The organism is Facklamia sp. P12932, from assembly GCF_050409545.1.
Taxonomy (GTDB): domain Bacteria; phylum Bacillota; class Bacilli; order Lactobacillales; family Aerococcaceae; genus Facklamia.
In genome coordinates this window covers 1-17935 of record NZ_JBNUPG010000011.1, presented here as the reverse complement: position 1 = coordinate 17935, position 17935 = coordinate 1, and the positions used below count along the sequence as shown (strand labels likewise).

Below are 17935 nucleotides of genomic sequence, written 5' to 3'. Positions count from 1 at the left end.
CCTTTTCCAAACATTAAGCAAACTTTATCATTATTTGTTCGAATTTTCAACAAAAAATCTCTATCGAAAAAGAGTTCTAACAGCTGTTAGAACTCTTAAAAATTATCAATGCTTATGTTTGCGTAAGTATCTTTGTAGGCTTTGAACAACAGCTACTAAAACGAATATCAAAATAAATATTAAAGTAATAGATGCTCCAGGAGGGGTGTCTAATCTGTAGGAAGCGAATAATCCCAAGTAAATTCCCACGATGTTTATCACAAAACCAATCGCTATTGCTTGTTCAAAGGACCTAGAAAGTCTAATAGCTGTTGAAGAAGGAATCACAATTAATGCTGATACTAATAAAACACCAACAATTGGCATCATAATGGAAATAGCAACCCCTGTTAAAATTGAAAAACAAGTTGAAATAAAACGAACCGGCAGTCCTGCTGTTTTAGCAGTAGCTTCATCAAAAGATATAATATAAAGTGGTTTTCTAAAAATTAGATATAAGCATAAAATCACCAGCGCTAGTCCAATTAATAAATAAACCTCTTGGTCTTGAATTAAGATAATCGATCCAAACAGATATTGGTCTACTTTAAATACACCACTATTGGAATTAAAGCTTAGAAGAAACAAGGCTAAAGCCATACCAGTGGACATCATTAAAGCCACAGATATTTCAGTGAAATGTCTATACACCGTTCTAAGATACTCAATTCCCAGTGAAGCAATCACAACAATCACTATGGTCGAGTATGTAGGTTGGATACCTAGTATAATTCCTAAAGCAACTCCAGCTAAAGAAATATGAGATAAGGTATCTGCCATTAAAGATTGCCTTCTGAGAATGAGGAAGAGACCTAAAATAGGTGTTATAAAGGACATGGCTAATCCTGCTATAAAGGCGCGTTGGATGAAGTCATACTGAAACATCTCCAAGGAGAACCCTCCTCTCTAATTAAGCGAATTTCACGATCATAGAAGCCTTCAATTTCATCATCAGCATGTGTCACCATCATGATGGATTTACCATGATGCTTGGTAAGATGTTGCAAAAGTTGATAGAACTTTCGGCGTGATTGGCTATCCATACCGTTTGTCGGTTCATCTAAAACATATAAATCTGGATCCAATGCAAAAATGCGCGCTAAAATAATCCGCTGTTTTTGGCCGCCTGAAAGTTGCCCGATTAATTTATCTCGCATATTCGCCATACCCACTGCTTCAAGGGCACGATCAACGTGTTCATAATCTTCAGCATCTAAAGATTTAAACCATCTATTTTGACTGTAACGACCCGACTCTACAAAGCGCTGAACCGTGCTAGGGAAGCCTGAATTAAAGGCGGAAATGTTTTGTGCAACATAACCCAACGATAGCTTATCTCCTGCTTTATTTTTTTTGGCAATACTTATTTCTCCTGTTGCTGGCTTTAACAGACCGATAATATTTTTAACTAACGTTGACTTAGCCGCTCCATTTTCTCCCGTTAAAATAACAAATTCTCCGGATGCGATATCAAAAGTGATATTATTCAAAACTTTTTCTTCTTCATAATAAAAAGACAAGTTTTTAACGGATAACACCTTCATTTTTGGCCTCCTTACACTAGTTTCTAATTTTGAAGTAGTTGTTCAAGATTTTTACGCATTAATGTAAAATAGTTTTCCCCTGCTGCTGCCTCTTCCTCAGAAACTAATTCCAAAGTTCTTAAGGGCAGTAATTCTGCTTTAGTAGAGCTTGCTACTGTTTGAGCAATCTTAGAATCAATAGCAGGATCAACATAGATTTTGTTCACTTGTTTTTCTGCTAATAGCTTTTGCATTTCAGCAATTTGTTTGGCTGAAGGTTCTTGATCTGAAGAAAGTCCTCCAATTGAAATTTGCTCTAAGCCATAAGCCTGAGCTAAATAGCTAAAAGCTTTATGTTGAACCACGATGGTTTTATTTTCTAAATCTTTTAATTTAGTCTGAAATTCTGTATTTAATGCTTCAAGTTTTTCAACCAAAGCCTTACAGTTCTCTTCATAGACCTTCTGATTATCAGGATCTATTTCTATCATTGCCTCTTTAATGTTTTTGGCTTGTTGACTATAAACCATTGGGTCTAACCAGGTATGAGGGTCAAATTCATGAACGTGTCCTTCGTGACCATGCTCTTCACCTTCATGATCGTGCTCTTCACCTTCATGATCGTGCTCTTCACCTTCATGATCGTGCTCTTCACCATCACCGGATAACAAATCAATGCCGTCGGTTGATTCTAAAACTTTGGTAGTATCTAAATCAACTAAAGACATTAAATCCTTTATAAAAAATTCCATTTCATCATCTTGATAAATAAATAGATCACTTTCTTGAACTTTAATTGCAGCTTGTGCACTTGCTTCATAAGCGTGAGCATCTTGATTGGCATCTAGTAGCATAGAAACCTCCATTTTATCTCCTGCTATTTCTGAAGCCAAAAAGTACACTGGATAAAAAGTGGCCATAACTTTTGGCCTGTCTTGTGCAGAAACAATTTTAAAAGTTGTATGACCTACCATCGCTAGACTTAAAAAGATAGTAGCTATTATTTTCATTAGTTTATTCATATTATTTTACCCTCCGTTTAAATAGTAATAGTTACATATATCTTTATGTATAGTATCTTCCTACTAGAAGTTTGTCAAGGTAAATTTTAAGATATAATTCACTAAAAAAGCGGTAAGTCCTCTATTAAGAAGGCAAACCGCTAAATTGATATTACTCGTATTGATCTAAACTGTTAGTCATCCATTCTGGCAATGAATCTTTGACCTTGTCGGGAAATCGATGACTGATTGTTTCGAGCTCCTGACCAAATGTCTTGCGCATCAAAGCTGTTATCTCCTTAGGTAATAACTTTTTCCCTTGATTCTCTGCAAGCGTTATCTGCTTTAGTATTTCAATGTATGAATAAGCTAATGCTAGAGTAACAGTTGAGGCAGTAAAACCATTAACCATTCCTCCTGTAACTGATCCCACTCCTGGCACCCATTTAGCAGCTGACGAAGCTAGGTATTTACCCACCATACTCGCTAAACCTGTCCCTCCTACCCCAGCCATCATACTAACAATTTGTTTTTTATCGATAGACAAGCCGAATATACTAGTAATGTGAGCTAGCATTGTAATTTGGATAGGAACTAAAAGAGCTGAGTCAGCAATCGGTAAGGGGGTTAGACCAATTCCAAAAGTTGTTTTCATATACTTGTTTGCCCAACTTCTAGATTGAGCTATTTTTAAAGCCAAGTCTACTCGTTGGGCATTAATAAAAGCCTTCTCTACCTCTTCCGGAACAAACTCATAACTATGTTTAGTCAACTCTTCTAAGCCATAAGCTTTAATTTTTTGGCCACCTGCTAATTCAAAGTCTTTGGCTAAAACAGGAATAACCCCTTGGACTTGAGGGACTGCTTTTTTAACAGAATCTTTAAAGCCTTTAATATCCTCACCAATTGCTTGTGTTAAGACCACAATAACCGGCAGTTCTTGAGCCAGCATTGCAATTAGGGTAATTTCTTGCGGTTCAATTCTTGCCATCGTCGCATTGATACAATAGTAAACCAAGTGAATAGGCTCTACCGCATCGCCTTTTTTAGCGTCTTTTACTAAATGAAGTAAGTGTTGGATACTTTCATCTTGCGACTTTGAATGTAACTCTAATCCTTTAGTATCATAGATAACTAGTGGTAAGCCTTTTTTAGTTATTTTCTGGACCTTTTGAGTCACTGGAAGACCTACTCCTGTTGAAGCAATATTTTCTCTAAAAAGAGCGTTCACAAGAGTGGATTTTCCCGATCCCGTTTTACCAGCGAGTAAAATGCGAATGGGCTCCATCTTTTCCACTTCCTGATCTGCTTGCCTTAATAGATCAAGTGCTAAGTTAAGATTTAAAGGACTAGTCTTAAATTTCTTCCATAAATCCATAATTCGCCTCCATCTATGCCTTAATTCCTACGCGAGCGATTAGATAAAATTATTAACCTTAAAATTTGTAAAGCCGTTGAAAAAGTAGCCGCTATATAAGTAAGGGCTGCTGCATTCAAAACTTTACGAGCAGCGGGCAACTCCCCTTGAGTGAAGATATCTAGCTGTTCCAAAGAAATTAAAGCCCGTTTACTTGCATCTAGTTCAACTGGTAAAGTTACTATTTGAAATAATAAAGCCGTTGATAGTGCAATGATACCAATTGTTACCAATCCCATCATTTGGAAAAGAAAACCCAAAATGATAATTGGCATACCAATCATTGAGCCAAATTGTGATACGGGAACTAAAGCTGATCTTAATTTTAGAAATTGGTAGTTCTTAGCATCTTGCACGGCATGACCACACTCGTGAGCTGCAACTGCTACCGCTGCTACAGAGCTGTTGCTATAAGTAGCTTCCGATAATCTTAAGATTTTCTCTTTGGGACTGTAGTGGTCTGTTAAGTTCCCAGCTACTCTTTCAACTCTCACATCTTGAATTTGATTTGCTTGCAGAATTAATTCCGCGGCTTCTTGTCCACTTATATTACGCTCACTCATTAATTCGCTGTATTTAGCAAAGGTTGATTTAACCTTCCATTGAGCATACATTACAATAGCCATACCTATTAGTATTAAAATATATGTTGAATCAAAATAAAAACCGTAGGGGTACATTGAATTCCTCCTTTAAAGTTCAAACACTATAAACAGTATTCTATCAAAACTTCCTTTGGTTTTCTATTTTAGTAACTTTTAGATGAAAATTTCCCAGTCCTGATACTTAAATTAAAAAACATTTAGAAATGTACTGACTCCTTAAACCCGAACAAGGATTTAGGGGGGGTGTATGGCAAAATATAATTTTGAATTTATATTATAGTTAGTAAGAGAAATCGAAGAAGGATATGAAAGAAAATTTCTTTCAAGAAGGTCTGGAGTCAAAGCTTCAAACGTTTCTAATTGGATAAGACAAGATAAAATGTATGGAGAAAATGGACTTAGAAAATCTATGTCTAAAACTAAATACAGCGGAGAATTAAAAAATCTGTAATAAAATATAGGCAATACAATGAACTATCCTATAGAGAAGCAGCAGAGTACTTTAAAATTAATAATCCTTCAATAATTGCTAATTGGAAAAGAAAATATAAACAAGAAGGTTTTGAAAGATTCAATGCTAATGAAGGAAGACCTATAAAGAATGGGGATACGACTATGTCTAAAAACACCGATAAATCAAATGAAATTAAGAAGTTAAAAAAATCAAAGAGAAGAATTAATAGAGCTAAGGCAAAGAAATGAATATCTTGAAGCAGAAATACTCTATCTAAAAAAGTTAGATGACTTAATTCAAAAGAAAAAATCTCAAACAAAAAAAGACAAAAATAGTACTTGAAATAGGCTAGTTAAACCGGATATTAAGTTAAAAATATGGCTTGATATAGCAAAACTACCAAGAACGTCTTTCTACGAATGGAAAGAAAAGCGAGATAGAGTTAACCATAAAAGAGTATTAAGAATCATGAAAGTTAGTAAACTTCTATGTAAAAATTTCCACATAAGAACAATGAAATATAGCTCATATAGAGGAGAAATAGGTAGGATAGCAGATAACAAATTAAATAGAAACTTCAAAGTAGAAAAAGCTAATGAAGTATGGGTGAGTGATATAACAAAACTTAAAGTTAAATCTTCTGAAAACAGGTTATAACTATCACCAATAATGGATTTATTTAACTGTGAAATAATATCATATCATTTAAATATATCACCTACTGTATATTTTACCAATAAGTCCTTAGAAGATGCTGTAAAGAAACTTCCACAAGATCACCATTTAATAGTTCATACAGATCAAGGATTTCATTATCAACCTAAGTCATGGGTAAAAATCCTTGAAGATAACACTATAAAACAAAGTATGTCAAGACGAGCTAATTGTCTAGACAATTCGCCTATGGAAAACTTCTTTGGGCTTCTAAAACAAGAAATATTTTATGCGATTAAGTATGATAGTATAGATGAATTAGCTGAAGAAATAAAAAGATCTATTTATTGGTATAACCATCATAGGCTAAAAGAAAAATTAAACGGCCTTTCACCTATTGAATATAGGTTGCAGGCCGCATAATTAATTTTAATATTATTGTTCGTGTTTATGGGTTCACATCAAAATTCTAAATGCTTAATTATTTTTTATTTTAATTCAGGTAACATAGCATTCAAAGTAATTCCTACCAGTGCACTTAAGGCTGTTCCGGAAACAACAAATGAGCCTCCCAAATCTAAAACAGCTCCCCCCAATCCGATAACCAACATAGCTGAAGCAATAATTAAATTTCTAGATTGTGAAAAGTCAGTGTGATCTTTTATTAATACCTTCAGACCATTACTAGCAATCACACCATACAATAGAATCGACATTCCTCCCAATACTGCGGAAGGTATTGATGCCACTAAAGCATTAAATTTGCCAAAGAAAGATATCAAAATAGCTAGAAAAGCTGCATTTCTAATGACACTAACAGATGCAATTCTTGTTAAAGCAATCACACCAGAGTTTTCACCATAAGTCGTGTTTGCAGGACCACCAATTAAAGCTGAAACGAAAGTAGCTAACCCATCTCCTGCTAAAGTTCGGTGTAATCCTGGCTTTGATAAAAAATTACGATCACAAATTTCACTAAGAACCACATGATCACCTGTATGCTCAGCAATGGTAACCAAAGCAATTGGTAAAATCGCCCAGGCTTCTGGTCCAAAATAAAACTTATATTGTTGCCAATTTGCAACAGGTGTAGCAAATGGAAGGGATAAATCCGGCAAACGAATCCAACTAGCTTCTATTACGGGAGTATAATCAACGATTCCAACCATTAACGAAAGAAGATAGCCGCCAATAATAGCGATTAAGAATGGAATTACTTTAAAGAAGCCTTTACCAAATATCTGCATGTAAACTGAAATGAGTAGCGTTCCTACTGAAACGAAAATGTTTCGCCAATCCCCACCCGATACAAAGCCAGCATTATTTACTGCAGAAGAAGCTAATCCTAAACCGATAACAATAATCATCGGCCCAATAACAATCGGTGGTAATATTTTATTCAACCAATCGGTGCCGGTATACTTGATTACTCCAGCAATCACAACGTAAAATAAACCGACCATCATGATTCCAGTTTGCGCTGCAGAAACATCCCCATCTAGTTGTTCCATTGCTAAAGCCATGGCAGCAATATAAGCAAAAGAGGATCCCAAATAAACTGGCACCTCCCCTTTTGTTATAGTAAGGTAAATCAATGTTCCTATCCCACTTGCTAACAAAGCAGTTGAAACAGATAGCCCTAAAATTAAGGGAACTAAGATCGTTGCTCCAAACATAGCAAAAACATGTTGAAAACTTAATAATAATCCTTTGGTAAACTCCGGCTTTTCGTGAGGTTGCAGCAATAGCGTCATTTTATCTTTTGAATTTTCCATTTTAATCTCCTTATATGAAGGCATAAAAAAGAGCCCTTTATTTGAAAATAAGGACTTAAAATACTCAGTAGACTTTGGCATCCTCGCTGGAATGCATTAAAAGTCCTTACATTTCTAATCGATTTTATCATTGTTTGACCAAGTTGTCACACTCTTTTTAGGATTTAATTTAGTAATTTGTTATCAACTTGTTACCTAATATCCATATTTTTCTGATACACTGATGGAACGAAACAAAAAGGAATGATTTCATGAAAAAAATACTTAGCCTTATGATTGCATCTCTTTTATTATCTGCCTGTCAGATTTTCCAATACTTTCAAGAACCAACCGCTAATGAGAAAAATGAACAATCAGAATTGGCTGCTGTCTCCCAAGACCAAATAACTAGTCAAACAACTGAAAACCTTGAATCAGAAGATAGCCAAAAGGAGCAAACAGAAAAAAATAAACAGAGCAATACAGCCCCTCGCTTTTTAAAAGAGAAACTAAGCGTTTCTTCTGATTTCCCTAATTTGACACTTCCAGATGAAGTGCCTCAAGATATTAATCAAGCCATGGAAAGCTATTATCTAAATAATTTTACAAATCAAGAGCAACAAGTTAATAAAAATAAAGTAGCAAGTAAGGATTTAAATCAAATCCTTTCACAAATTAATTCGGAGGAAGATTTAAGCCAACTAGATGTTTCTATTGATCAAAGCCAATTCCAAATCAATGGAGAAACAATCTTTATTCCTCGCATCATCGTACCCTTAACTTACCAAGAAGCCGAAAAGATTGCCAGTGATAACGATACACGTTTAATAAACCACGCTTTAACACAAGTAGGAAACCGATTAGTGCTATTAGCTTATTATCGTCCTCAAACAAAGGAACTTATTCCTATGCATCTAGTCAATTCAACACACTCACTCTTTTTCTATCAGCAATAAGCATAAAGTCCCAGCCATTTGTTAAATGGCTGGGACTTTATGCTTTATCCTTTTGCTTGCTTTTTTAGAATATTTTGACGATAGCGCTCTACTAAACGATGACTGATAATGATTTTTTTATCTGCCAGTTGATCGATAATTTCTTGATCAGAAACATCTTGGCCATGCTTTGTTATAACATCTTGAATAAAAGCTTGAATATTTAGAGCAGACAACCCACTACGTCCGACTTTTGCTGAAACATTAATAAAATCCGAAAGTGGAGACACATTCTCTCCATAAGCGAGGTTCTTATTGATAATGATGCGACTGACAATAGACTCAGATAAGCGCAGCTGATGAGCAATGTCTTTAATTAATAAAGGCGTTGGGCTTTTGTCTTCTCCTTTGAGATATTGCAGCTGAGATTGAACGATAATCTTAGTCACTGCAATTAACAATTTCTCTCTAGAGCGAATACTTGATAACATTTGCTGGTAGAATTCCTTATGCGGTTGGATATATTCTTGAAGCTCAGTATTATTTTTAGCTTCCATTTCATCATAATAATCTTGATCAAAAATTAGCCGTGGATAATACTGACGGTTAATGTGAATTTGTATTTCTTCTCCCATGAGTTGCAGTTCAACATCTGGAATCAAATTAATTCGCTCAATTCGTTCATATAATGAAGATGGGCGTGTCCGCAATGTATGGTAATAATTAACAATTTGTTGGATTTCAGCTAGCGTTAAGTTTGTACGCTCCATAATCTCTGCATAATCTTCTTCTAATAATTCAGCAAAATAATTTTCTAATAAAAAATAGGCATGATTTGGCGAATGTTGGTCTTGGTCTGTTTGCAACATTAGACATTCTTTCAAATCATAAGCCCCAATCCCAGTCGGCTCTAATTGTTGAAAAAGAGTAATGGCATCTAAGGCAATCATAGGGTCTATTTGTAGTTTTTTTGCAAGTTCTCCATATTTATAAGGTAAATAGCCACGTTCATCTAAAAAGGGAACCATTTGCACCATAGCATCTCTAATCGGTGTTTGCCTATATAACATAATCTGCTCGAAAAGGAAGGTTTCTAATGTTTGAGGAGAGCTTGGACTTTGAATATCAATATCTGGATCAGCTGCAGGCCTTCTTTCTTGTAAAATCTGGGAAACCTTATGCTCAATAGGGTATTCAAACTCTATAAACGGATTATCCAAAAACTTTTCTTCAAAATAATAGGTTAGCTGTTCGCCATTTAAGTCTAAAATTTCTAAAAGTAATGGATTTTGTGTGACTTCTTCTTGTGTAAGCGATCGAAAAATTTTTACTTCTTCTGACATCTAATCACCTTCTTTCTGACTTTTATCATTCTCTCTCTATTATAGCTAATGCTTAGAATTTCGTCTAATCATAATTCTTGTACTAGCACAATTTAATGTGCTTAAATTATTTAAAAAGACTAAAATTTTAAAAATAATTTTGAAAACCTTTGTATCTGCTTTTTTTTAGTTTTATAATCAACTTAGAAGCCATTTGATAGCGTTTGATTTTGTCGACGCTTAAGATGAAAGGAGAAATTAAATTGTTAGAAAATCTACAACCTAATCGAGTCTTCCACTACTTTGAAGAGTTAACCAAAATACCTAGAGAATCTGGTAATGAACAAGCAGTTAGCGACTACCTGTATCATTTAGGAAAAGAATTGGGTTATGAAACTATTCAAGATGAAGCTAATAATATTATTATTAGAAAGCCAGCCCATCCCGACTATATGGATCATGAACCAATCATCATTCAAGGACATATGGATATGGTGGCTGAAAAGGCAGAAGGCATAAAACACGACTTTGCCAAAGACCCTATTCCATTGGCAGTAGAAGGGGATTGGGTTAAAACCAAAGGGACAACCTTAGGAGCAGATGATGGAATTGCAGTAGCTATGGGTCTAGCAATCATTGAAGACAAAGAAGCTAAACACCCTGCTCTTGAATTGCTGGTTACTACGGATGAGGAAACCACCATGTCTGGTGCACGAGCTGTAAAAAAAGAAAATATTCGTGGCAAAAAATTAATTAACATTGATGCAGAAGAAGAAGGCATCTTACTGGCCGGTTGTTCTGGTGGCCATAACCTTATTGGTAAGCAAAAACTTAAATATCAAGCTCGCCAGTTAAAAAACACTTTTGAATTAACTATTAATAATATGTTAGGTGGACATTCAGGAATGGAAATCCACCAAAAAAGAGGAAACTCCATTAAATTTGCCTTACAGGCTATGAACTTAATTAAAGAGGTGTCCGACTATGAATTAGTGTCGATTGTCGGCGGATCAAAACATAACGCGATACCCCGCGATGCAAGAGTAGTATTTGCATCAGATGAAGAAGATTATTCCATTGATTTTACAAACTTAATCGCTAAATATCCTCTTGATAAAGACATGCAAGTAACCATTAAAAAAATTGATAATATAGATGAGGTCTTATCGGCACAAAGCCAAGAAAATATTGAGCAATTTATCGCTGAAGTCCCACACGGTGTCTATAGTATGATGGAAGAATATCCTGATATTGTTGAGTGTTCTAACAATCTCGCTATCTTTGATATTCAAGATCGTCAATTAAAAGTCACTATTTCCCTTAGAAGTTCGAATCCTGAATCTTTTGATAAACATACTGAAAATGTGACAAAAATCTATCAAAAAAATGGATTTGATGTGATTGAAGCAGATTATTATCAAGCTTGGGAATTTGCAAAAGAGTCTAGTCTAAGAGAGACTGCCCTAGAAGCATTTAAAGAGACTTTTAATAAAGAAATGAAAGTTGAGGTTGTCCATGCTGCTCTTGAACCGGCTGTTTTTACAGATACTTTCCCTGAAATGGAAATGATTGCAGTAGGCCCTACGATGAAAGACGTGCATAGCCCTAATGAAAGACTTTCGATTTCTTCAACTGAAAGAACCTTTAAATTTATCAACAAATTGCTTGAAAAGCTTTAGAGAAAAGCTTTAGAACAAAAAGAACGCTTTATGAAAATTCATAAAGCGTTCTTTTTTGTTAAATATCACCATTAAAGGTATCTGCTTCTTGGAAATCACCAGCATATTTATAGCCTCTAGCAAACCATTCTTGTCTTTGCTTAGATGTTCCATGAGTAAAGGAATCAGGAACTACATACCCCATCGTTTCTTTTTGTAAAGTATCATCCCCTACTGAAAAGGCTGCTTGAAGTGCTTCTTCAATGTCTCCTTCATCTAAGATACCTTGCTCATCAGCATAGCGTGCCCAAGCTCCTGCATAATAATCTGCTTGCAATTCTAAGCGAACCGTTAATTCATTCTTAACGCCTGGATTTTGTTGAGCCAGTTTCTGATAATCATCCATTGTCCCTAGCTGTTGTTGGACATGATGCCCCACTTCATGAGCCAGAACATAAGCCATCGCAAAGTCTCCTGGAGCGCCATATTTATTAGCTAATTCACGATAAAAACTAACATCTATATAGATAGCTTGGTCACCTGGACAGTAGAAGGGGCCTGCAGAACTTTGGCCAAATCCACATCCACCAGTATTTGTTCCTTCTGTGTAAAGGACTAATTTTGGTCTTTTATAAGTTAAATCATATTCAGCGAACTTTTCAGTCCAAAAATCTTCGGTATTAGCTAATACTACTGAAAGAAACTCTCCTTCTTCATCAGTTATTTGATTGTTAGAGTCGGACTTTTCACTAGCATCTTCAAAAACGACACCTGAATCACCGTAGTTGTGATTCGTTGGTTGCCCGCCTCCTAACAAAGAAGATCCTCCTGTAAAAAAGGAAATAAGCAAGATTCCTATCAAAATCCATTTAAATTTCCCTTTTGACATCAATAACATCATTAGGAGATTACCACTCATACCACCCGAACGGCCTGAGCCCATTCCTCCGCCAAAAGAACTTCCGCCTTGGCTTCGACGGTCTTCAACATTTTTACTTCGTCTTAAATCTTCCCACCTCATTTTCGGCCTCCTTAATACTAGACGAATGGAGCTAACAATCTCAACAATGCGTCGATAATCCTTCCAGCAATCGAACGTCTTAGGTGCTTCATCCGAATTAATTCAGCCACACTCTGTGCCTGAATAAAGTCATCTTTAATCGCTTTTATTTCTGGATGATAGTATAGCAAGGTAGCCGTTTCAAAATGAAGATATAGTGAACGATAATCTAAATTAAGGGTACCGACTATCGCCAACCGATCATCTGAAACGAATGACTTAGCATGTAGAAAACCGGGAGTATATTCATAAATTTTTACTCCACCTTCTATCAAAGGACGATAGAAAGACCTAGTAATTCGATAAACTAATTTTTTATCAGGAATTCCTGGTGTCATCAAGCGCACGTCCACACCCCTTTTAGCTGCTAAAGTCATAGCCGTTTGTAACTCATAGGAAATAATTAAATAGGGAGTAAAAATATAAACATAACGCTCTGCGGTGTTGAGAATCTCACGATAGACATTTTCACCTATTACTTCACTATCTAAAGGTGTATCACTAAAGGGTTGGACATAGCCGCTGGACTCATTACCTTCGATAATACTTAAACTTTCATCTAAACTGGCTTGGTCAGTAAATTTTTTGTCATCTGAATCTTCAGTTACGTAGGCATTCCACATAGTTAAAAACATTTGTGAGATGTTCCATACAGCAGCACCTTTAATACGAATCATAGTGTCTTTCCAATAGCCAAATCGCTCCACCGCATTAATATACTCATCTGCAATGTTTAGACCCCCTGTATAAGCAATCTTATCATCGATAACAATATACTTGCGGTGATCTCGAGTATTGTAAACAAGAGAAACAATTGGCCGCACTGGGTTAAATTTAAGGGCCTTAATATTAAATGCCTCCATTTGTTCGACAAAGTCTTTAGGAAGTCTTAAAAGACAACCGAAATCATCATATATTAAACGTACTTCTACACCTTCTTGAGCTTTTCTTTTAAGCACGTCAAAGATTTGATCAAACATTTGACCTTGTTCAATAATGAAGAATTCAAGAAAAATATGTGAGTGTGCTGACTCTAGGTCTTGAATAAGTGGTTCCATCATTGATTCGCCATTCGCAAAATACTTAACGTCTACCCCCGCAGAAACAGGCATTTTTGCGTAATCATTGACATACTTTGCAATGCCTGCAATCCGTGGATTATCTTGTGCTAGCGACCCTAAGGCATTGGGCACCTTTTTTAAGTCCCTTAAATGATAGCGATTCTGACGATTAAGTCGTTCTGTCATATCTGCCAAAGGTCGTTTGTTACCAGCATAGAGATAAAACAAAGAGCCTATGATAGGTGAAACTGCTAATAACACAATCCATGATAAGCGATAAGCAGGACTTTCGTTCTTATCTAGCAAATAAATGATGATCCCAAAAGATACAATAGTCATAAAGAGGTTTAGCCAAACAGAATAGGCAACTAGATCTTTGACCAATACAACTATCCATATAATCTGGAGAATAGTTAAGGCTGCGATAATTAATAAACGAACAATTAGAGGCTTTGTCTCATTTGTTCTTTTCCCCATACCTTCTCCCCCTTTTAATTTTATAATTCAAAGTGTTTAAGATAAGCTTGAGCGATTTTTTCTGCTGAAAAACCAAAGTGTTCAATGGCTTGGTGGCCTGGAGCTGAGGTACCAAATTCATCAATACTAATGGTTAAGCCATCCATACCAATATATTTATGCCATCCAAAGCTAGATCCCATCTCTATAGAAGCTCGTTTGTCAAGCTGTTTAGGTAGTATCATTTCTTTATACTCGTCACTTTGTTGATCAAAAATATTTTGAGCAGGCATCGAAATAACATTTACATAAACTTCGTTTTCAGCCAATAGTGCTTGAGTTTCAATAGCTACTGAAACTTCAGATCCTGTAGCAATTAAAACACCTTGTGCGTCTTCCTTGGCAGGTGAGATGATATAAGCACCTTTACGAACACCTTCTTCTGCTAATTCATTAGAGTTGTTGATAACCGGTAAGTTTTGACGGCTAAGAACTAATAAAGTAGGGGTTGTTTGAGATTCCACGGCAATCTTCCAAGCCACCATTGTCTCGTTTGCATCTGCCGGTCGGATGACATTAAGATTTGGCATGGCACGAAAAGCTGCTAAATGTTCAATCGGTTCATGTGTTGGACCATCTTCACCTACAGCAACTGAATCATGTGTTAAAACATAAGTAACGGGTAATTGAGATAAAGCTGACAAACGAATGGCCGCTTTTAAGTAATCTGAGAATACAAAGAATGTCCCACCATAAATTTTATTTCCACCATGCAAAGCAGCTCCATTCATCATGGCAGCCATGGCAAATTCTCTAACACCAAACCAAATGTTTTGTCCTTGTCGACTTCCTGGCATAAAGTCTTCTGTCTCTTTAATCATGGTCTTGTTTGAACCAGAAAGGTCAGCAGAGCCTCCCCATAAATATGAAACTCTAGCTTTTAGGCCTTGAATGGCTGTTCCAGAAGAGCTTCTTGTCGCTTCAGCTTTAGCATTCACATCGAGAAATTTAAGGTCAGCTGCATAATCTTCAGGTAATTCATTTGCAAAAGCTGCTTTTAATTCTTTTGCTAATTCAGGATTAGCTTCTTGATATTGTTCAAATAAATTTTGCCATTCATCTTGAGCTTTTTTTCCACGTTCCACTATTTTTTCATTAAAAACAGATTTAGTCTCTTCGGGCACAGTAAAGGCTGGATAATCATATCCATATTTAGCTTTAGTTTGTGACCAAGCGTCTGCTCCCAATGGCGCTCCGTGAACTTTAGAAGTTCCCTCATTCGGTGATCCAAAACCAATCACTGTTTTTACTTCAATAATTGAAGGTTGGTCGCTTACTTCTTTAGCAACTTCGATTGCTTGAGAAATAGCCTCTAGGTCATTACCATCTTCTACTCTTTGATAATGCCAATTTTGACTCTCAAAACGTTTTTTAATATCTTCCACAAATGATAAGTCTAAGTCACCATCTAAAGAAATATCGTTTGAATCATAGAGAACCACTAATTTGCCTAATTTTTGACGGCCAGCATAAGAACAAGCTTCATAAGAAATACCTTCCATTAAGTCGCCATCACCCACTAATACATAGGTGTAATGATTAATAACTTGATGTTGGTCCGTATTATATAAAGCAGCCGTATGTTGTTCTGCCATAGCCATACCAACTGCTTGCGCAATTCCTTGACCAAGCGGTCCCGTAGTCGCTTCAACTCCATCAGTATGACGATATTCAGGATGCCCTGGTGTTATAGAACCTAATTGACGGAATTGTTTTAAATCTTCCATTGTAACTTTGAAGCCAGATAAATGTAATAGACTATATAGCATGGCTGAACCATGTCCAGCAGATAGCACAAAACGGTCTCTATTAATCCATTGACTATCTTTAGGATTAATATTCAAATGACTCGACCACAAAGCATAGGCCATTGGCGCTGCTCCAAGTGGTAATCCTGGATGTCCTGAGTTGGCCGCTTCTATTTGGTCAACACTTAAAGCACGAATCGTATTTACAGCAATTTGATCTTTTTTAGAAAACATATTGAACTCCCTTATACTTATTTTAAATTTATTATACCATCTTTCTGCTTAGTTTTTATATCCCGTCTTATTTTATTTTTTTTTACGATATTTAGCCATCAATTCAGCGAAGATATCTGCAGAAGCAGGTGGGTTATAGGTAATGGTATTAGCACCTACTTCAAGAGTCTCTAAGATGCTGGGGCCTGTTGGACCTCCTGTAGCTATGATAGGTACAACGTCACCCACTTGTTGACGAATTTCTGCCACTAACTGAGCGGTTCTAGCACCTCCAGAAACATTTAACATATTAGCCCCTGCATTTAATTTCCCAATATCATCATCATGCTCACTTGAAACAGTTGCCACTACAGGAACATCAACCACCTGGGCAATCTGACGGATTAGCTCATTTTCCATTGGTGAATTAACGACTACTCCAAAGACTCTCGCTTGCTCAGATTGAAAGGCTAGTTGAATACTGCGCTCGCCACTGGTCGTTCCTCCTCCTTCTCCGGTAAAAACTGGTACGGATGAGACATTAATCAATGACTGATTAATAGCCATTTGTGGTGTGAAAGGATAAACTGACATAACAGCATGGGCATTTGAGTTTCGAATAAGGGCCACATCTGGCGAAAATAATAAACTCTTCATTCGATGACCAAAAATCCGAATTCCAGAAGCTTAATAGATTTCGTCCGGCATCTCAACTAAGCGATGGCGTAATTTAGATGAAAATTCCGGAACTTGTTTTGATACTTGCGCCTCCAGCTCTTTGATGACAACCCGACTGTTATTTTCACTATCTATCTCTGTTTGAATGGATTCGTAAGAATAGCCTCGCCCTTTATAATGAGCCATGAAGTCCTCTTTATTAAACTTATCCTCTGCCATATAAAATCTCCAATTCCTTTTAATATCCTTTATTCTAAACAATCCTTAACTAAAAGCTAGAAAAAAGATAAAGAACCAAGCAAAAGCTCGGTTCGCAGACTGAAGACAAACCCTGTGTGAGTTAATCTCAAATAAGGGGTTGTCTTTATTTTAGTTATAAATCACATGAAAATAAAAAAAGCGAAGCCTTTTTAGCTTCTCATCTCCAATATGTTTGCCAATTTCTTCATGTTCAAGCAGGCAAAAGTAAGCCCTGCTTTGAATTCCATCAAGGCTTTCCCAATTAAGTGGGTATATCGAAAGCCATGGTGCTCTTTGGCAGTGCCAAATAATCTTTCAACTGATTCTTTTCGTTCTCTATAAAGTTCCCGCATGCCATCTGAATGCCTAATATCTTCGCATGTTTCAAGGGCTTCCTGCCAAACGTGACGCGTAATGACTCGTTTACTTTTTTCGTGTCCGCATGCTTTATACTCGCGGTAGCCTTTGCGATTCGTCGTTGTGTAACGATATACGACGTTATTCTCATCCAAATAACAGTCATAGTATTCATCGTAAATAATATCTCTATTCTCGGGTTTACGTCTTGGCCGTGTATAAGGAAACACCGGTGTAATTTCTTGTTTTAATAGGAATTGGGCGATTGTGGGTGTTTTATACCCAGCATCCGCAATGAGATAAGCGGGATTAAAAGGAATAATCTTTTCAAATAGTGATGGGAAGGCTTGTGTATCGTGAGTGTTTCCTGAGTGAACGCTGTAACCCAATACCCATCCATTTCGATCACAGGCCGTTTGAATATTATAGGCAAAAACTTGTTTATGGTCTCCTTTATGAAACCACCCCGCCTCCGGGTCATTCGGACTGATTTTTTGGGATTTTTTTGAGGACTCCTTTTCTGTATTTTTTAGAGGCTTTTTTCCATGGATCTCACGATCTTCTTGGACAGCTTCTAGCATTTCATCCGCCAACCATTTGGCTTGAATAAGTACTTCTTCGTTCGTATATTTCCGACCATTAGCGCAAGCTTTAACATGGGTGCCGTCAATGAAAATAGCTTTAGAATCAATCATGTCCG

The 17935-nt window shown here is 36.4% G+C and carries 17 protein-coding genes; 4 read left to right on the top strand and 13 right to left on the bottom strand.

The window, feature by feature from the left end; genetic code table 11:
* Nucleotides 1–105: 105 nt before the first annotated feature.
* The 5 genes from ACQV2P_RS05790 to ACQV2P_RS05770 form a co-directional block, all read right to left on the bottom strand.
* Nucleotides 106–930, bottom strand: a complete 825-nt coding sequence (locus ACQV2P_RS05790) for a metal ABC transporter permease (protein WP_428873159.1) — start codon at nt 928–930, stop codon at nt 106–108.
* Nucleotides 888–1583: a metal ABC transporter ATP-binding protein gene (locus tag ACQV2P_RS05785; protein WP_428875435.1), complete on the bottom strand. Its 696-nt coding sequence runs from the start codon at nt 1581–1583 to the stop codon at nt 888–890. Before ACQV2P_RS05785 ends, ACQV2P_RS05790 begins: the two co-directional genes overlap by 43 nt.
* A gap of 23 nt (nt 1584–1606) precedes the next feature.
* Nucleotides 1607–2584 carry a metal ABC transporter solute-binding protein, Zn/Mn family gene (locus ACQV2P_RS05780; RefSeq protein ID WP_428881989.1) on the bottom strand — a complete coding sequence of 326 codons (978 nt, stop codon included), beginning with the start codon at nt 2582–2584 and terminating at the stop codon, nt 1607–1609.
* A 151-nt stretch (nt 2585–2735) separates the two neighbouring features.
* Complete coding sequence (locus ACQV2P_RS05775) at nt 2736–3941, bottom strand: YcjF family protein (RefSeq protein WP_428894737.1); 1206 nt, start codon at nt 3939–3941, stop codon at nt 2736–2738.
* Nucleotides 3942–3961: 20 nt separating this feature from the next.
* Entirely contained in the window at nt 3962–4660 is a 699-nt protein-coding gene (locus ACQV2P_RS05770) for a zinc metallopeptidase (RefSeq protein WP_428876078.1), read from the bottom strand.
* A 348-nt stretch (nt 4661–5008) separates the two neighbouring features.
* Between ACQV2P_RS05770 and ACQV2P_RS05765 the strand changes: the two genes are divergently transcribed.
* Both ACQV2P_RS05765 and ACQV2P_RS05760 read left to right on the top strand, forming a co-directional pair.
* On the top strand, nt 5009–5287 hold the full coding sequence (locus tag ACQV2P_RS05765) for a helix-turn-helix domain-containing protein (RefSeq protein ID WP_428894744.1): 279 nt from the start codon (nt 5009–5011) through the stop codon (nt 5285–5287).
* A 421-nt stretch (nt 5288–5708) separates the two neighbouring features.
* A complete protein-coding gene (locus ACQV2P_RS05760; protein WP_428875430.1) occupies nt 5709–6116 on the top strand; it encodes a transposase in 408 nt (135 codons plus the stop codon).
* Between the two features lie 65 nt (nt 6117–6181).
* Here the strand turns inward: ACQV2P_RS05760 and ACQV2P_RS05755 are convergent, their stop codons facing one another.
* Entirely contained in the window at nt 6182–7549 is a 1368-nt protein-coding gene (locus ACQV2P_RS05755) for a uracil-xanthine permease family protein (RefSeq protein WP_428875429.1), read from the bottom strand.
* A 170-nt stretch (nt 7550–7719) separates the two neighbouring features.
* Here ACQV2P_RS05755 and ACQV2P_RS05750 point away from each other — a divergent pair, with 170 nt between their 5' ends.
* The gene (locus tag ACQV2P_RS05750) at nt 7720–8403 is read left to right on the top strand and encodes a hypothetical protein (protein ID WP_428892358.1); all 684 of its coding nucleotides are present in this window, start codon (nt 7720–7722) and stop codon (nt 8401–8403) included.
* 44 nt (nt 8404–8447) lie between these two features.
* Here the strand turns inward: ACQV2P_RS05750 and ACQV2P_RS05745 are convergent, their stop codons facing one another.
* Nucleotides 8448–9725, bottom strand: coding sequence for an RNA polymerase subunit sigma-54 (locus ACQV2P_RS05745; protein WP_428875246.1), 1278 nt, complete (start codon nt 9723–9725; stop codon nt 8448–8450).
* A gap of 242 nt (nt 9726–9967) precedes the next feature.
* On the opposite strand from ACQV2P_RS05745, the gene pepD reads away from it, so the two are divergent.
* Nucleotides 9968–11383 carry a beta-Ala-His dipeptidase gene (pepD, locus tag ACQV2P_RS05740; protein WP_428873150.1) on the top strand — a complete coding sequence of 472 codons (1416 nt, stop codon included), beginning with the start codon at nt 9968–9970 and terminating at the stop codon, nt 11381–11383.
* Nucleotides 11384–11441: 58 nt separating this feature from the next.
* Here the strand turns inward: pepD and ypfJ are convergent, their stop codons facing one another.
* The 6 genes from ypfJ to ACQV2P_RS05710 all read right to left on the bottom strand — a co-directional run.
* A complete protein-coding gene (ypfJ, locus tag ACQV2P_RS05735) occupies nt 11442–12383 on the bottom strand; it encodes a KPN_02809 family neutral zinc metallopeptidase (RefSeq protein ID WP_428875244.1) in 942 nt (313 codons plus the stop codon).
* A 17-nt stretch (nt 12384–12400) separates the two neighbouring features.
* Nucleotides 12401–13960: a cardiolipin synthase gene (gene cls / locus ACQV2P_RS05730; protein ID WP_428894736.1), complete on the bottom strand. Its 1560-nt coding sequence runs from the start codon at nt 13958–13960 to the stop codon at nt 12401–12403.
* Between the two features lie 20 nt (nt 13961–13980).
* On the bottom strand, nt 13981–15981 hold the full coding sequence (gene tkt, locus ACQV2P_RS05725) for a transketolase (RefSeq protein ID WP_428894735.1): 2001 nt from the start codon (nt 15979–15981) through the stop codon (nt 13981–13983).
* A 72-nt stretch (nt 15982–16053) separates the two neighbouring features.
* Entirely contained in the window at nt 16054–16617 is a 564-nt protein-coding gene (locus tag ACQV2P_RS05720) for a hydrolase (RefSeq protein ID WP_428894734.1), read from the bottom strand.
* Nucleotides 16618–16647: 30 nt separating this feature from the next.
* Complete coding sequence (locus ACQV2P_RS05715) at nt 16648–16857, bottom strand: hypothetical protein (protein WP_428875241.1); 210 nt, start codon at nt 16855–16857, stop codon at nt 16648–16650.
* Nucleotides 16858–17048: 191 nt separating this feature from the next.
* Nucleotides 17049–17935, bottom strand: an 887-nt coding sequence (locus tag ACQV2P_RS05710) for a transposase (RefSeq protein WP_428894733.1), incomplete at its 5' end; no start/stop codon positions are given.

Coding starts and splice junctions, on each gene's coding strand:
- cls (WP_428894736.1), bottom strand. CDS start 13,960: ATGGGGAAAAGAACAAATGAGACAAAGCCTCTAATTGTTCGTTTATTA.
- ACQV2P_RS05785 (WP_428875435.1), bottom strand. CDS start 1,583: ATGAAGGTGTTATCCGTTAAAAACTTGTCTTTTTATTATGAAGAAGAA.
- tkt (WP_428894735.1), bottom strand. CDS start 15,981: ATGTTTTCTAAAAAAGATCAAATTGCTGTAAATACGATTCGTGCTTTA.
- ACQV2P_RS05760 (WP_428875430.1), top strand. CDS start 5,709: ATGGATTTATTTAACTGTGAAATAATATCATATCATTTAAATATATCA.
- ACQV2P_RS05720 (WP_428894734.1), bottom strand. CDS start 16,617: ATGAAGAGTTTATTATTTTCGCCAGATGTGGCCCTTATTCGAAACTCA.
- ACQV2P_RS05745 (WP_428875246.1), bottom strand. CDS start 9,725: ATGTCAGAAGAAGTAAAAATTTTTCGATCGCTTACACAAGAAGAAGTC.
- ACQV2P_RS05750 (WP_428892358.1), top strand. CDS start 7,720: ATGAAAAAAATACTTAGCCTTATGATTGCATCTCTTTTATTATCTGCC.
- ypfJ (WP_428875244.1), bottom strand. CDS start 12,383: ATGAGGTGGGAAGATTTAAGACGAAGTAAAAATGTTGAAGACCGTCGA.
- ACQV2P_RS05715 (WP_428875241.1), bottom strand. CDS start 16,857: ATGGCAGAGGATAAGTTTAATAAAGAGGACTTCATGGCTCATTATAAA.
- ACQV2P_RS05755 (WP_428875429.1), bottom strand. CDS start 7,549: ATGCCAAAGTCTACTGAGTATTTTAAGTCCTTATTTTCAAATAAAGGG.
- ACQV2P_RS05770 (WP_428876078.1), bottom strand. CDS start 4,660: ATGTACCCCTACGGTTTTTATTTTGATTCAACATATATTTTAATACTA.
- ACQV2P_RS05775 (WP_428894737.1), bottom strand. CDS start 3,941: ATGGATTTATGGAAGAAATTTAAGACTAGTCCTTTAAATCTTAACTTA.
- ACQV2P_RS05780 (WP_428881989.1), bottom strand. CDS start 2,584: ATGAATAAACTAATGAAAATAATAGCTACTATCTTTTTAAGTCTAGCG.